The 14855-nt window shown below is 53.3% G+C and carries 11 protein-coding genes; all 11 read right to left on the bottom strand.

The window, feature by feature from the left end; translation table 11 throughout:
- Positions 1-221: 221 nt before the first annotated feature.
- The 11 genes from HQN87_RS23190 to HQN87_RS23240 all read right to left on the bottom strand — a co-directional run bounded on the left by HQN87_RS23190 (position 222) and on the right by HQN87_RS23240 (position 14820).
- Positions 222-1469 carry an MFS transporter gene (locus HQN87_RS23190; RefSeq protein ID WP_367272784.1) on the bottom strand — a complete coding sequence of 416 codons (1248 nt, stop codon included), beginning with the start codon at positions 1467-1469 and terminating at the stop codon, positions 222-224.
- 201 nt (positions 1470-1670) lie between these two features.
- Positions 1671-3383: a phosphoenolpyruvate--protein phosphotransferase gene (gene ptsP / locus HQN87_RS23195; protein ID WP_173138116.1), complete on the bottom strand. Its 1713-nt coding sequence runs from the start codon at positions 3381-3383 to the stop codon at positions 1671-1673.
- Positions 3376-3651: an HPr family phosphocarrier protein gene (locus HQN87_RS23200; protein WP_039309348.1), complete on the bottom strand. Its 276-nt coding sequence runs from the start codon at positions 3649-3651 to the stop codon at positions 3376-3378. The genes ptsP and HQN87_RS23200 overlap by 8 nt, the downstream gene beginning before the upstream one ends.
- Positions 3652-3750: 99 nt before the next feature.
- A complete protein-coding gene (ptsG, locus tag HQN87_RS23205) occupies positions 3751-5808 on the bottom strand; it encodes a glucose-specific PTS transporter subunit IIBC (RefSeq protein WP_173138118.1) in 2058 nt (685 codons plus the stop codon).
- A 251-nt stretch (positions 5809-6059) separates the two neighbouring features.
- Positions 6060-6923 carry a glucose PTS transporter transcription antiterminator GlcT gene (glcT, locus tag HQN87_RS23210; RefSeq protein ID WP_173138120.1) on the bottom strand — a complete coding sequence of 288 codons (864 nt, stop codon included), beginning with the start codon at positions 6921-6923 and terminating at the stop codon, positions 6060-6062.
- Positions 6924-7034: 111 nt separating this feature from the next.
- Positions 7035-8654, bottom strand: coding sequence for a hypothetical protein (locus HQN87_RS23215; RefSeq protein WP_173138122.1), 1620 nt, complete (start codon positions 8652-8654; stop codon positions 7035-7037).
- Complete coding sequence (locus HQN87_RS23220) at positions 8647-9354, bottom strand: ABC transporter ATP-binding protein (RefSeq protein WP_173138124.1); 708 nt, start codon at positions 9352-9354, stop codon at positions 8647-8649. The genes HQN87_RS23215 and HQN87_RS23220 overlap by 8 nt, the downstream gene beginning before the upstream one ends.
- 324 nt (positions 9355-9678) lie before the next feature.
- Complete coding sequence (gene floT / locus HQN87_RS23225) at positions 9679-11253, bottom strand: flotillin lipid rafts scaffold protein FloT (RefSeq protein WP_436836488.1); 1575 nt, start codon at positions 11251-11253, stop codon at positions 9679-9681.
- Positions 11253-11789 carry an NfeD family membrane protein gene (locus tag HQN87_RS23230; RefSeq protein ID WP_173138126.1) on the bottom strand — a complete coding sequence of 179 codons (537 nt, stop codon included), beginning with the start codon at positions 11787-11789 and terminating at the stop codon, positions 11253-11255. The genes floT and HQN87_RS23230 overlap by 1 nt, the downstream gene beginning before the upstream one ends.
- Positions 11790-11947: 158 nt before the next feature.
- The gene (locus HQN87_RS23235) at positions 11948-13111 is read right to left on the bottom strand and encodes an iron-containing alcohol dehydrogenase (protein ID WP_173138128.1); all 1164 of its coding nucleotides are present in this window, start codon (positions 13109-13111) and stop codon (positions 11948-11950) included.
- A gap of 125 nt (positions 13112-13236) precedes the next feature.
- On the bottom strand, positions 13237-14820 hold the full coding sequence (locus HQN87_RS23240; protein WP_173138130.1) for a UDP-glucose--hexose-1-phosphate uridylyltransferase: 1584 nt from the start codon (positions 14818-14820) through the stop codon (positions 13237-13239).
- Between the last annotated feature and the right edge of the window lie 35 nt (positions 14821-14855).

Consider the following 14855-nt stretch of genomic DNA (forward strand, 5'->3'; position numbering starts at 1 on the left):
ACTGCTCTGCAAGCGGATTACGCGGGATTTCCTTCAAAGGGTTCATTGTATAATATGTAACATTATAGTCACAGGTTTGGGTTAAGGGTAGATTTGTACCCCTGTGATATACCCTATATCGGCATTCAGTTCCCGGGATTTAAGCTAATTAAGTTATAGCCGCTAGTTAATCGGAAGTATACTTGTCTCACCGCCCGATTACAATTGTAAAATCTTCCAGATCATACGGACCGCTTCCGCAGCAGCCTTCCATATAAAGCGATGACAGGAAGCAAGAGGATGCCTGCGGACAGCAGCGAAGCTCTGATGGAGATCCTGCTGCCGATGTAACCCACAGCCGGACCGCCTGCGCTCTGGCCCAGGGCATCGGATTGACTGATCATGGACAACAGGGTGGCGCGGTTCTGTGACGGCAGCTTCGTGTTCAGCCAGGTCGTATAGACAGGTTCGCTCACGGAAGTCACTACCCCCAGGATCAGCACAGCCCCAATGGCCCAGTAGAAATCAGGTGCAAACACCAGCAGCAGAATACAGCCCATGCGGAGTAATGTCAGCAGGAACAAGGCGGCCGCTACCTGGCGCTCCCGCTCCAAATCAATGACCTTTCCGGCAATATAGACAGCCAGCATACCCAGAAGGGTCGTTGCTGCATTGATCAGCCCGAACCCTGTTGCCACAGAGAACACCGTCTCCGGAAAGCCGACTTCATTCATCAGATAGACTTGCCACAGGCGGTCATATCCTTCAGACGCAGCACCACTAAATAAAGTTACAACGGTCAGCAGCAGAAGCAGCGGATGATGCCTTAGTATGGATGCACCGCTGATCCAGGTCTTGCCCAGCTCACGGACAGGAGACGAATGAAGCGCACGCTCCCTGCGGGTGAACCCCGTTTCCTTCATATAGCGGATCAAGATCAATCCCAGGATGAAATAGAAAACTCCGCCCGCCAAAAATGGCATATTAGGCGCCAGCATGGTTAAACCTACGCCGATGGCGATGCCCAGGAGAGAAGCGCTTAACGCAAAGATTTTGGAACGCAGAAAGAGGCTTCCCGTTGACTCCTCATCCAGCTCATCAACAATCCAGGCCGTATCTGCCCCGCTGACGAACGTCCAGCCGATTCCAAACAGCATCTGGGAGACCACCAGCCAGCCAAATGCGGGGAGAAAGGAAGCCGGCTGCATGATCCAGATAATACTCCCTTCCAGGACAAAAGCACTTCCCAGCACGAACATTCCAATAATAACCGACAGTCTGCGGCTGTATGTATCAGCAACCACCCCGGTAATCCCCTCGAATATAAGCACCGTTATCTCCAGTACCGTTCCCACCAGCACCAGTTGAAACGGATTTAACCGCAGCTCAGAAACATAATAAATACTGTAGGTTGTAAATATCGTACTGCTTGCCAATGACATCATAAAAACGATGAACAAATAAATCTGTGACGCACTAAACCTCTGCACTATAAACCACCCTCCAAAGCTGTAAAGACTGAACTCGGGAACTTAATCCTTCAATCTGCCCGGTAATGGATTTATTATATAAAATGCTGCCAGAACAAGCTGTTCCCAGTTTGTTTTAAACTAAAAAATAAAAAAACGGCCCCCGAGATCGGAGGCCGGCAAAGTAGTTGGAAAAGTGTGAAGCGTAAACAGACGAACGGATTAATTCACGCGGGCTTGCACCAGTGCCGCTACTTCCTCGGCAGTGCCGAGCTGCAGCGCCTGGGCGGCCATGTCCTTCATGTCCGCAGCAGAGAGCTTAGCGATCTGGCTGCGCGCCGGAAGGATGGAGGTAGCGCTCATGCTGAATTCATCCAGGCCCAGACCCAGCAGCAGAGGAATAGCTGTAGAGTCACCGGCCATTTCACCGCACATGCCGGTCCATTTGCCTTCGGCGTGTGCAGCGTCGATCACGATTTTGACCAGACGCAGAATCGCCGGGTTGTATGGCTGATACAGGTAGGATACCCGTTCATTCATACGGTCCGCAGCCATTGTATATTGGATAAGGTCGTTGGTGCCGATACTGAAGAAATCCACTTCTTTGGCGAACTGGTCCGCCAGCACAGCAGTCGAAGGAATCTCAACCATGATACCGAGCTGAATGTTGTCCGACACTTCCTTGCCTTCTTCACGCAGCTTGGCTTTTTCTTCCAGCAGCAGGTCACGGGCTGCACGGAATTCGCCAAGGGTGGCGATCATCGGGAACATAATCCGGAGGTCACCGTGTGCGCTTGCTCGCAGCAAGGCACGAAGCTGGGTGCGGAAGATATCCTGACGGTCCAGACAGAGACGGATCGCCCGGAAGCCCAGGAACGGATTCATTTCCTTCGGCAGATCCAGATAAGGCAATTCCTTGTCCCCGCCGATATCCAGCGTACGCACCACTACCGGCTTGCCTTGCATGTTCTCAAGCACAGTGCGGTAGGCATTGTACTGAATCTCTTCAGAAGGCAGCTTGTCGCGGCCCATGTACAGGAACTCTGTACGGTACAAGCCTACGCCTTCTCCGCCGTTCTCAATCACGCCAGTGACATCATTCGGAGTACCGATATTGGCAGCCAGCTCTACATGCTTGCCGTCAGCGGATACGGTAGGCTCATCACGGAGCTTCTTCCACTCAGCAATCTGCAGATCATAGGCTGCCTGCTTCGCAGTGTACTCAGCAACTTCGGCTTCCGAAGGGTTGATCAGCACATCGCCGTTCAGACCATCAACGATGATCAGATCGCCGGATTTGACCAGGGACAAGACATTCTTGGTCCCTACAACTGCCGGAATCTCCAGGGAACGGGCCATAATCGCCGAGTGGGAAGTCCGGCCGCCGATGTTGGTCGTGAAGCCTTTGACGAAATTGCGGTTAAGCTGTGCGGTATCCGAAGGTGTCAAGTCCATCGCAATGACGATAACCTCTTCACTGATTTCTGCCGGGCTCACATAGTGAATGCCAAGCAGGTGGTTCAGCACACGTTTGGTGACGTCACGCATATCGGCTGCACGTTCCTGCAGGTACGCGCTTTTCATGTTCTGGAACATTTCTACAAACTGGGTGGCTACTTCATTCAAGGCATAGTCCGCATTCACCGATTCCTCACGGATTTTATCCATTACAGGCGTAATCAGCTCAGGGTCATCAAGGATCAGCAGATGGGATTCAAAAATCTCCGCCTTCTTCTCGCCAAGCTCAGCCAGGGTACGCTCTTTGATCGCCTGAAGCTCGCCTCTAGATTTGTCCAGGGCATCCTTCAGCTTCGCAAGCTCAGCATCTACATCAGTAATTGCTGTTTTGGTAATGGTATAGTCCGGATGTTCCAGGATAAAGGCACGGGCTACTGCAATACCTGCGGAAGCCGCGATTCCTGAAATTTTATTCATGGACCTCTCCCAGCCCTTCTTTAACCATAATCTCTTGTAGTGCGCTGAGTGCTTCGGCTTCTTCACTGCCTTCAGTAATCAGGGTAAGGGTATCTCCTGCTTCAAGGCCCAGGGACAGAACGCCCAGGATCGACTTGAGTGTTACTTTTTTGCCTTTGGCTTCCGCAAAAGCCTCGGTGCCTTTGAATTTTGTAGCTGTATTTACCAGCGCTGTTGCCGGACGTGCGTGAATTCCATCTTCGTCAATAATTCTGAAAGTTGTTTGCATAATAATATCCAACTCGCTTTCTGTTAATTTGGGATCTTAATTATGGTGAAGGCTTACGCTTCCCTTCATTATAATGGAAGCGTTTCGCCTTTGCACATTTTACTGAATGGTGATGATATCTTTATCGCCGATGACCACTTTACCCGGCTTCTTCAGGGTAACGGAGGAGCCTTCAGGCAGATTGGAGAAAATAACCGGGGAAATGACGGAAGGTGCATGGGCCTTCACGTACTCCAGATCCACTTCCATAATCGGCTGTCCGGCAGCTACCAGATCGCCTTCCTCTACCAGAACCGTGAAGCCCTGGCCCTTAAGCTTAACCGTATTGACCCCGATATGAACAAGGACTTCCTTGCCGCCGTCCGACATAATGCCGATCGCGTGTTTGCTCGGGAACACGTTGAATACCTTGCCGTATACCGGCGAAGCAATCTTGCCGTCTTCAGAGAGGAAGGCGAAGCCGTCACCGGTCATTTTCTGCGAGAAGACCGCATCAGGAACCTGTGTAATATCCATCAGCTCACCGTTCACCGGGGATACGATATCCTCGGCAATAATAGCTTCACCCTGCTCGCCGGCCTGCTGCTCAAGCTCCGGCTTAGGCGCTACAGGAGCAGCAGCCGGTGTTCTGCCGTTCATCACATCCTGAATCTGGGACTTGATCGTATCCGAACGTGTTCCGAAGATCGCTTGTACGTTGTTACCCACTTCAAGAACACCAGAAGCACCCAGTTTCTTCAGACGGTTCTTATCTACGCCCGCTTTGTCCTTGACTTCGACACGCAGACGCGTGATGCAGGCATCCAGATGGGTAATGTTCTCTTTGCCGCCCAGGGCAGACAGAATGTTGCGCGGGAGATCGTCGCCCGTCTTGGATACACTCTCTGTGCTTACTTCTTCCTCATCGTCCGAGGCATCTTCACGTCCCGGAGTCTTCAGGTTGAACTTGCGGATGACAAAGCGGAATCCGAAGTAGTAGATTACCGCAAGCACCAGACCTACCGGAATCACCAGCCACCAGGCGGTACGGTTCGGAATGACACCGAACAGCACATAGTCGATGAAGCCGCCGGAGAAGGTCATCCCGATTTTGACATCAAGGATGTGCATGGTCATGAAGGACAGACCGGCAAAGACGGCATGGACCGCGAACAGCAGCGGAGCTACGAACAGGAATGAGAACTCCAGCGGCTCCGTAATCCCTGTCAGGAACGAAGTCAGTGCGGCCGAGACCATCAAGCTGCCGACAATCCGTCTGTTCTCAGGCTTGGACTCGTGGTAAATCGCCAGGGCCGCAGCCGGAAGGCCGAACATCATGAACGGATATTTACCTGTAGTAAATGTACCCGCTGTGAAATCCACACCGTCACGAAGCTGCTGCATGAAGATTCTCTGGTCCCCGCGGACAAGATCCCCCGCCTTGTCAATATAACTTCCGAATTCATACCAGAACGGTGAATAGAAGATATGGTGCAGGCCGAACGGAATCAGGGAACGCTCGATGACCCCGAAGATAAAGGCCGACAGCGTCAGGTTGGTATTGATCATACTCTGCGACACATAGTTCAGACCGTGCTGGATCGGCGGCCATACCAGTGTCAGTGCAAGACCGAGAATCAGGGAGGTCACTGCCGTCATAATCGGTACGAAACGTTTACCCGCGAAGAAGCCGAGATAAGACGGCAATTCTATACGGAAGAACCTTTTGTACATGGATGCGGCCAATATCCCGACCAGGATACCACCGAACACCCCGGTTTGCAAGGTGGGGATCCCCAGCACACTGGAATACGAGAAATCCTTCCACGTTAGCACATAAGCATTGACACCAACTACCGTACCCATGGTTACGTTCATCACCAGGAAGCCGATAATCGCTGCCAGCCCGGCTACGCCTTCCCCTCCGGCCAGCCCGATGGCTACGCCGACGGCAAAGAGCAGGGACAGGTTATCGAATACGATTTGCCCGGAGTTCATTAGTACCGTGGCAATGGCCTGTACTATATTATTCTCCAGTGCAGGCACGTATTGCAGGAAGTCCGGATTCACCAGCATGTTCCCGATTCCGAGCAGCAAGCCCGCTGCAGGCAGAATGGCAACAGGAAGCATAAGCGCTTTACCGACTCTCTGCAGAACGCCAAATAATTTTTTGAACATTCAAGGTCACTTCCTACTCCTAAATTTCTTTCAACAGAAGCCAAAAAAGGCATGAGCAATACAGCACATAGATTGCCCGGCTAACGCTAACGTTAGAGTACCCCGAGTTGGGGCAGGACAACCATAATACTGTAAATCACTCATGCCTGATCGTATCAGTTACACGTTTGTATTCTGCTTCTGTTTCATAACAGGGATCATTGTAGCACCATTGATTTGAAGTTGCAACCCCAAAAATCGCTAAAGCCGGTCTACTCCTCCATCCCTGTCTCATCTTCCTTCTTCTGGGCAAGACGCTGCAGATGAATCGTCAGGTAGCTTACCTCCGCAGGATAGACCGGTATATGCACACGCTGCTCGATCACCTTGGTCAGCTTCCAGGCAAGCATGTACATCTCGGGATATTCCCGCTTCATTAATCCGTCCAGCGACGACGTCTCACGGACCGTCTCCCCCCGGCGAAGCCGTTCCAGCACAAACCGTAAATGGGTCACCAGTCTCGAATAGTCCAGAGATTCTCGCGGAATGCGGTATTCCAGGCTATCCTCCACCAGCCCGACCATATCTCCGATTAGCTGGGAATGCTGCTTCACCTCAGAGATATGCCGGTTGCTCAGCGCACTGACAATATGGAGGGCCACGAACCCGATCTCATCCGGCGGGAGCGTAACCTCCATGACTTCATTGATGCGTTCCACCGCATACTCCGCCAGGCTATATTCCTCGGGGTAAATCTCACGCGTCTCATACAGAAACGGATTATGAATGGCTATATGCTGCTCGCTCCTGCGGATCGCGAAGGAAATATGGTCCGTAAGCGCGATATGGATATGTTCGTTCAGCGGCTGGCGGCTGCTCTGCATAATATGCAGTACAATCTCCTGAACCACCTCAATCAGCTTCTCGTCAACCTGCGGCACCAACTGCTTATATTGCTCCTGCTCCTCCTGGCTCCGCAGAATGAACATCTTCTCCACAGAGGACAGGTTGATCCGGTCCCGCGTTTTGCGGTTGAAGCCGATCCCCTTGCCAATGACGACAACCTCGGCATGCTGGGGATGCTCGGCAATGATCACATTATTATTAAGCACCTTGGCCACTGTAATGCTGCTCACTTGCGACACCTCTTTTAATTCTGAATACCCGATTTATTCTGGCAGCACGATACCTACTATCATAACATCAAGAATCTCAAATTAGAAGGGTACGGCAAGGAGCATGGAGGCTTATTTCACCCTAAATGTCCGGCCTGAGAATTTATAGACCAATACCAGAGCGGCCAGCATATAGACAGCGGCAGAGAGCACTACAACCCAAGCGAACATCCCGGGTTCACTCCTGAACTGCATCGCGATGAATCCTATCGCCAGCACTACACTGTTCACAATCGTGAAGAACGGATTCTTCACATTCAGCTCCGTGCTGTACGGCTGGAAAATATAGTACATGAACAGATGATGCACCGAGAAGAACAGGGACAACGCCAGGATCGTCACGCAGAAGATCACCGCATCCGCCGCACCCCAGCTCTCCCCGGACAACAGCAGCAGCACGTTGACAGCAAGGCAGATCGCTGCCGCCGGAATCAGATTGAGCACGCTGAGACGCAGCAGCCGAATCCGGAAGTTGCTCAGGATAGCCGATTGTTCCCGGTAGAAGCCGTAGCGCAGCAGACTGAGATCGCAGTTGTAGAACATAGCTTTACATAGGCGTTCACCAATGGAGGTATAATTCATAACGATCAGGAAGGTCGGCAAAGCGCTGATCAGATAATGGGCCAGCTTGGTAAAAGTTGCATGCGACAACAGCATCGTCAGCAAGGCGGCGGCGAACAGCGCACCAATAATAACCAGCCGCCGCTGAATCGGACTGGTGAGCAGCCGCCGGTGGCGCGAGAAGAAGATCGCATTCAGGTAAGCATACCCGCTTTTCCCCTCGAATGGACCCGGTTTCAGCTGCTCAGCCGTGTATTGCTGCTCCTGGGTTGCAACCTCTTTTACGCGCGCCTCCTTCATCATCCGTCCCATATCCAGCAGCGGATCATCTATTTTGGTAACCGCATCAACTGCGTTCTGATAGCCCGCATACCGGGCAATATAGACTGCACTAAGTGTACCCAGCACCATGACACCCAGCACTACAGGCAGGTTGAACAGCATCCCGCTGTCCACCACGGCGAAGCCGGGCAGCAATGGAATATAAGCCAGCAGGTAACCTATGCCGATAGCGGTCCAGACCACGCCTGTTTTTTTGATGACAACGATGCCGTAGCGGTCAAAAATCCACAGATGCAGCGCCTCGCAAGCAGCCCGCCAGAAGGTCAGCAACAGCGCAAGAACAACCCCGTGCCACAGCGGAGCGCCCAGCAGGCTCCCGAAGACCATCATCGCCGGAATAAACGTGACCAAGAAGCTGACTCCGCGCAGGGTCAGTGTGGTCCGCATATACCTCTCAGCGGGCAGCCTCATCAGCTTCACGAATATGTATTTATCCCGCTTCGGCTCCAGAATAATAACGCTTGAAAACGCACCAACCAGGAAGCTTAGACACAGCAGAATCTGCAGATAGAGCTGGTACTGAACAGAGAGGGATAAGGTAATATCATTGCCGATGAACTTCACCGGGAGATAGATCATGATCCCGAGATAAGCAAACTTGGTCAGAAAGGCCATGAGTACCTTCAGAATATGCACGACAACGGATAAGGTCTGCTTAAGCGCAGTCTCCGCATAGACCGAAGCCGGGACCCGCTTGCCAAGCACCGGGAGCTTACGGACATAGAACATGAGCCGGTTCGCGCCGGACATCCCCCGCACTTCCAGAATCGCCTTCAGCGTCCTAATCATGGTCCTCATCCTTCAGCAGGGCAATGATCTGCTCCTCAAATTCCGGACTGTGCAGGGTCTCAGCAGGAATCTCCCGCAGCGTACCGTTATTCAGAATGACCAGCTCATCGCAGAGATCGGCGGCCAATTGCAGAATGTGGGTGGAGAAAATAATGATATGGTCCTGCTTCATCTCACGCAGCAGCTTCTTGATCTCCAGGGCCACCACGACATCAAACGAGGTTAACGGCTCGTCCAGCAGGATCAGCGGCGGCCGGGAAATGATGAAGCAGAGCATCTGGATCTTGTTCTTCATCCCGTGGGAATAGCCCTTGATCAGGCGGTGCCTGTCCTCCTCCTCAAAGCGGATGATATCGAAATATTCCTCAATGGTTCGTCCCGGCCCGATTTTGTCCTTATTGATATCCATATAGAACTTCACAAACTCGTAGCCCGTCAGGAAATCAGGCAGAATCGGCAAGGAAAAGACGTAGCCGATCTCCTCTTCCAAGAGCGGAAGACTCACCTCGTCCCGCCGCAGAAAAGCCCCGCCGCTATCCATGCGGATCTCCCCGCTCAGGCAGTTGAACAATGAGGTTTTACCTGCGCCGTTGCGGCCGAGCAGGCCATAAATTTTGCCTTGCTCAAAGGTAAAGTCAATGCCCTTCAGTACTTCCCTGCCGTCAAAGCTCTTGCGTATATTATCCAGTATGAGCTCCATGCCTCTACCTCCGTTTCAGCGTGAAAGATAAAGAATCTCTGCTTATATAAGATGCACTTAAGATTTGAACTTGAAGCTTCATCGTCACTGCGGTGAACATTTGGACTTCCGGCCGCTGTTGTCCCCAGATTTCTTGATTTATTCCGCTCTTCGCGGTGGAAATCCGGTGACAAAGGCGGTCGCTACCGCTCCTACAGTTCCAAATTTCCCCTCCGCTTCTTTTGCTTTTTGTTTATTTCTTTAGTGCCTCTTATATAGTTAAATTCTTGTAAAAAAGGTATGACTGGCGGTTAATGCTGCCAGCCATACCTGGTTGCTGCACTGTTATCCCTCAGGCTGTTCCGCCGGGTCGGCCGGAGCGGCCGGGGGTACCGGAGCGGGTCTGCTGACCACAGTGGTTATGGGTGCTGCTGTATGTCTGACAACATCCTTGTGCTCAGACTTGCCCTTAGTCAGTCCTTTGATCAGCGCCTCGACATCAATGCCGGATACGCTTTTGAGCATCTCAGGAGCTGTGGACATGAGCTGGGTCACATAATTGCTGACCCGCGCCGCCCCTTCACCGTTGCCGGTATCCACCACAGTCAGCTTGTCGATAGATGCCAGCGGCTCGGCAATCTTGCCGGCCAGCTCAGGCAGCATTTTGACGATAATATCGAGTACTGCCGCTTCGCCGAATTTCTGGAAGGCTTCCGCGAGCTTCTCCTTGGCTTCCGCTTCAGCCAGACCGCGCAGCCGGATAACCTCGGACTCCGCTTTACCCTTAGCCAGCTCGGCATCGGCGATCGCCTGACCTTCCAGACGTTTCTGCTCTGAGGTTGCCTGAGCCTGCTTCTCAATGCTGTATTGCAGCGCATCGGCTTCACGCATCCGCTTGGCCTTATCGGCTTCCGCCGCCTGCTCAACCGCATAACGGTCCGCTTCCGCTTTCTTCTTCACTTCTGCATCATATTGCTTCTCACGTACCTGAATTTCCTTCGCCTGGATATCAATCTCGCGTTCCTTGCGGACCAGCTCGACCTTCATCTGCTCTTCCACCACGGTCTGCTTGGCACGAGCCTCCTGAATATGGTACGCCTGGTCGGCTTCCGCTTTGGCGGTATCCTGATCGCGCTTGAACGCCGCCACCTTCAATTGGTTCTCCTTGGATGCTTCAGCGATATTGGTATCGCGCAGCAGCTCGGCCTTCTGCCCCTGCTCTTCAGCATTGGCCTTCTGAATCCGCGCGTCACGCACCGCTTCAGCTTCCGCAATCTCCGCATCCCGCTTCACTGCGGCAATCCGCGGCTTACCGAGCGCTTCGAGATACCCGTGCTTGTCGCGCACATCCTTGATGGTGAATGAGACAATCTGCAGTCCCATCTTCTTAAGATCGCGGGCGGCAACGCCTTGAACCTCCTGCGCGAACCGGTCACGGTTGCGGTAGACCTCTTCCACGGTCATCGTTCCGAGAATCGCCCGCAGATGCCCTTCCAGCACTTCCTGCGCTTCGCTCTTCAGCGATTCAATCGGCTTCCCCATGAACTGCTCGGCAGCTGTTGCCACATCCTCGGTGGAGCTGCCCACCTTGATAATCGCCACCCCGTCGGCAATAACCGGTACGCCTTGCTCGGTGTAGACCTCCGGGGTCGTCACATCGAGCTTGTGGGAGAGCAGGGACATGAACTCCGCCTTCTGGAAGACGGGCAGAATGAACGCACCGCCGCCGCGGACGATTTTGATTTTGCGGCCGGAGCCGTCATCCGAGATATGATTCTTGCCCAGGAAGGAACCGGTGACAATCATGCCTTCGTCCGGGCCTACCGTCTTGTAACGCGCCCAGAACGCAAGTCCGAGTACAAGCAATACAGCGATCACTACTGCGGGTATGAATATGTTCTCTGGAATATAATCCATCATTAAGTATCCACTCCTCTTCTCTCTTCAAATTCAGATACAAGGGCTACACCTTCGCGAACTTCTACGACTACAACCTTGATCCCGGCCGGCAGTGCTTGCTGTTCGAAGCTGGCTGCCGTATGCAGACTGTTGCTTGCCCCGAACTTCACCATGATCTCACCATAGCCTGCGCCGGGAACCGGAATGGTTACCTCGCCGATCCTGCCCGGCAGCTCGCTCATGGAGAACCCGCTGGACATCTCACTGTTCCTCATCGGCTTCACTACCACCAGGTGCATGACCACTCCCATGAATGCCGCAATCAGCAGAGACAAGGCAAGAATTACGCCATCTTCCAGTCCGCTGTAGCGGTTAAGCAGCATTCCTGCTCCGCCGAATACAGTTACCCCTCCTGCCAACAGGGTAGGATTCAGGAAATCGAAGGATACAATGTCAAAAACCCCGTGCAGCGCACTCCCGATCAGGTCACCAATCACCACACTGACTACGGCAAATAAAACACCAAGTGTCAAACAGCCCAAATACAGCGTTTGCATTATAGTCTCCTCCCGTCGATACTTCCGGACTGCCATACTAGTATAAACGCAGCAACCATGCCCTTGGTTTCACAAAGTTGGGTGTAACTCTCATTATTGTATGTCAGTTACGACAAAAAAAGCCGCTCCCGTAGAATGGAAGCGGCTGTGTGTAACCATTACAGGGCCATCTTGTAAATCTCCACAACATCCTCACGCTGCAGCTTGCGGAAGTTGCCGAACGGGCCGAAACGGACCGCCTTGTCTGCCATGCTGCCGATTTCGCTGTCGTCGATATCATAATCGCCAAGCGTCTTCGGAGCGCCGATCGAATCCCAGAAGCGGCGCAGCGCTTCAATGCCTTCGAGGCCGGTCTGTTCATCTGTTTTGCCGGAAGGGTCAATTCCGAACACATTCACAGCAAGCTGACGGAAGCGGGCAGGATTCGTGCTGAGGTTATATTTCATCCATTGCGGGAAGAGAATGGCCAGACCTCCGCCGTGGGGAATATCATACACTGCCGATACGGCATGCTCGATATTGTGGGTAGCCCAGTCACCGGCAAAGCCCATGCTGACCATACCGTTCAGTGCCATCGTTCCGCAGTACATAATGGTCTCGCGCAGCTCGAAGTTATTCAGATCCTCAATCAGCTTCGGCGCAGTCTCGATCACGGTGCGGAGCAGAGTCTCGCAGAAGCCGTCCTGTACCGGCGTATTCCCGTCTGTGTGGAAATAATGCTCCAGCGTATGGGACATGATGTCCACCATACCGTAGACCGTCTGGTCATGCGGCAGGGAGAAGGTGTTCTCCGGATCAAGGATCGAGAAGGCCGGATAAGCATGTACGCTGCCCCAGCCCATTTTTTCCTTGGTCACCTCATTGGTGATAACCGAGCCGTTGTTCATCTCCGAGCCGGTTGCCGCCATAGTCAGCACCGTCCCCAGCGGGAGCGCTCCTTGCGGGGCCGCTTTGCGTTCTACGAAGTCCCACATATCCCCTTCATATTTCGCACCGACTGCCACTGCCTTGGCACAATCCAGTACGCTGCCGCCGCCGACGGCGAGAATCAGCTCAATTCCGTTCTCCCGGCATAAGGCCACACCCTTATGTACCGTAGACAGACGCGGATTCGGCTCCACTCCTGCCAGCTCGGTCACTACAGCTCCTACAGCAGCCAGCTCAGCAATGACATTGTCATACAGGCCGCTGCGTTTGATGCTGCCGCCGCCGTACATCAGCAGTACATTCTTGCCGTATTTCGGCACTTCAGTGCGTAGTGCCTGCAACGTCCCCTGTCCAAAAATCAGCTTGGTAGGGTTATAAAATTCAAACTTGCGCATATGGGTAAACCTCCATGAGTATGTGAATGTGAAGCACTTGTATATTATAGACCTCCTGCTTAACGCATTCAAATGCATACAGAAAGACCCTGCCGGTATCCCGGCAGGGCCACTTCATCCAGCTCTTAGTTGAACCCGCTGCTGTTCAAGAACCGGCGGAACGCCGCATGTCCTTCCGGCGTGCGTTTGTAGACTCCGGCATGCTCCAGAATATGCGTGAACTTCATGCCAACCTCGTTCTGGACCGTCTTCACCGCTTCCTCGCGGTTAAGGGAGGTGCCGAAGCGGCTTGCCAGCTCCACAATCCAGGAGGTATGCAGCGCCAGCGGATGAGCTGCCCCCTGGCTCTGGACAGCCTCCAGCAGTGCGGTATCGCCTGCCAGTACGCCAGCAATGGCATCAAGCTCTTCCTTGAGCCGTCCCGGCAGAATCGCCAGTCCCATCACCTCAATCAGGCCGATATTCTCCTTCTTGATATGATGCATCTCCCGGTGCGGATGAAAAATCCCTTCGGGATATTCTTCGCTGGTCCGGTTGTTGCGCAGCACCAGATCCATCTCGTAGCCGCCGTCTTCTGCCCGGCGCACGATAGGGGTAACCGTATTATGCGGCACGCTCTCGCCGCCCTCTTCACTGAACGCCAGGACTTCGGCTGCCGGATCGCTATACGTCTTCCAGGCCTCATAGATATGGTTGCCTGCCTCCAGCAGCACCGCAGGATCTTCCGCATGCATCCGCAGCACAGACATCGGCCATTTCACGGTGCTTAAGCTGACGCCTGGATACGAAGCATGGGAGAAGGTCTCCTCTTTGGGCGCCTTCTGGATCGGGAAGGTATGCCGCCCGCCCTGGAAGTGGTCATGAGTCAGAATAGAGCCGCCGACAATCGGCAGATCGGCATTCGAGCCGATGAAATAATGCGGGAAGGCTTCCACAAAGCTAAGCAGACGCTTCAGCGTATCCTTCGTCAGCTTCATCGGCACATGATCGTGATGGAACACGATACAATGCTCGTTATAATACACATAAGGCGAGTATTGGAAGAACCATTTCTCGTTGTTCATCGAGAGCGGAATCACGCGCAGGTTCTGACGCGGCGGGTGATTCACCCGTCCGGCATAGCCTACATTCTCGCGGCAGAGCTGGCACTTGGGATAGACCGGAGGCGGTAGCAGCCGGGCCATGGCGATTTCCTTCGGACTTTTCTCCGGCTTGGAGAGGTTGATCGTCATTTCGATATCCCCGTAAGGCGAATCCTGGAGCCAATATACATTCTTGGCCACCCGGTCCATACGAATATAATTGGAATCAATGCTCAGCCTGTAAAAGCGGTCGGTTGCCGCCTGAATCCCCTGCTCTGCCCGCGTCGCGGCGAACCCGGCATTCACCTCAGACGGGCGGGCCATCAGAAGGCCCATAATCTTGGCATCCAGCAGGTCGCGGTACGTATCTGTATTCTCCGGGATCAGCCCGATGCCGAACCCGTAGTCAATCAGCTGGTCCAGCGGGGCCTGCGGGCTGTCCAGCGGAGCTTCCGTGAATGCACCTGCATACGGCTCGCTGAAGCCGAACTGGTCCAGCAGTTCATTGCGGCTGTAATCAACGTCTGCAGGCTGAATCAGCCCCGTGTGCCCGGCGAACAGAACCAGCTGTTCAATCGCATACAGCGCCTTCTCAGAGGCAGCAGCTGTACTATTATCGTTCTGCATTTCAATTCTCCTCATATGATTGCTTATTCTTCAAG

The organism is Paenibacillus tritici (assembly GCF_013204885.1).
Taxonomy (GTDB): Bacteria; Bacillota; Bacilli; order Paenibacillales; family Paenibacillaceae; genus Paenibacillus_AQ; species Paenibacillus_AQ tritici.

What these genes read in the sequence shown, in the direction of transcription:
- floT (WP_436836488.1), bottom strand. Translation starts at nt 11,253, where the DNA reads ATGATGGATTATATTCCAGAGAACATATTCATACCCGCAGTAGTGATC.
- ptsP (WP_173138116.1), bottom strand. Translation starts at nt 3,383, where the DNA reads ATGAATAAAATTTCAGGAATCGCGGCTTCCGCAGGTATTGCAGTAGCC.
- HQN87_RS23235 (WP_173138128.1), bottom strand. Translation starts at nt 13,111, where the DNA reads ATGCGCAAGTTTGAATTTTATAACCCTACCAAGCTGATTTTTGGACAG.
- HQN87_RS23200 (WP_039309348.1), bottom strand. Translation starts at nt 3,651, where the DNA reads ATGCAAACAACTTTCAGAATTATTGACGAAGATGGAATTCACGCACGT.
- HQN87_RS23215 (WP_173138122.1), bottom strand. Translation starts at nt 8,654, where the DNA reads ATGATTAGGACGCTGAAGGCGATTCTGGAAGTGCGGGGGATGTCCGGC.
- HQN87_RS23220 (WP_173138124.1), bottom strand. Translation starts at nt 9,354, where the DNA reads ATGGAGCTCATACTGGATAATATACGCAAGAGCTTTGACGGCAGGGAA.
- HQN87_RS23230 (WP_173138126.1), bottom strand. Translation starts at nt 11,789, where the DNA reads ATGCAAACGCTGTATTTGGGCTGTTTGACACTTGGTGTTTTATTTGCC.
- HQN87_RS23240 (WP_173138130.1), bottom strand. Translation starts at nt 14,820, where the DNA reads ATGCAGAACGATAATAGTACAGCTGCTGCCTCTGAGAAGGCGCTGTAT.
- ptsG (WP_173138118.1), bottom strand. Translation starts at nt 5,808, where the DNA reads ATGTTCAAAAAATTATTTGGCGTTCTGCAGAGAGTCGGTAAAGCGCTT.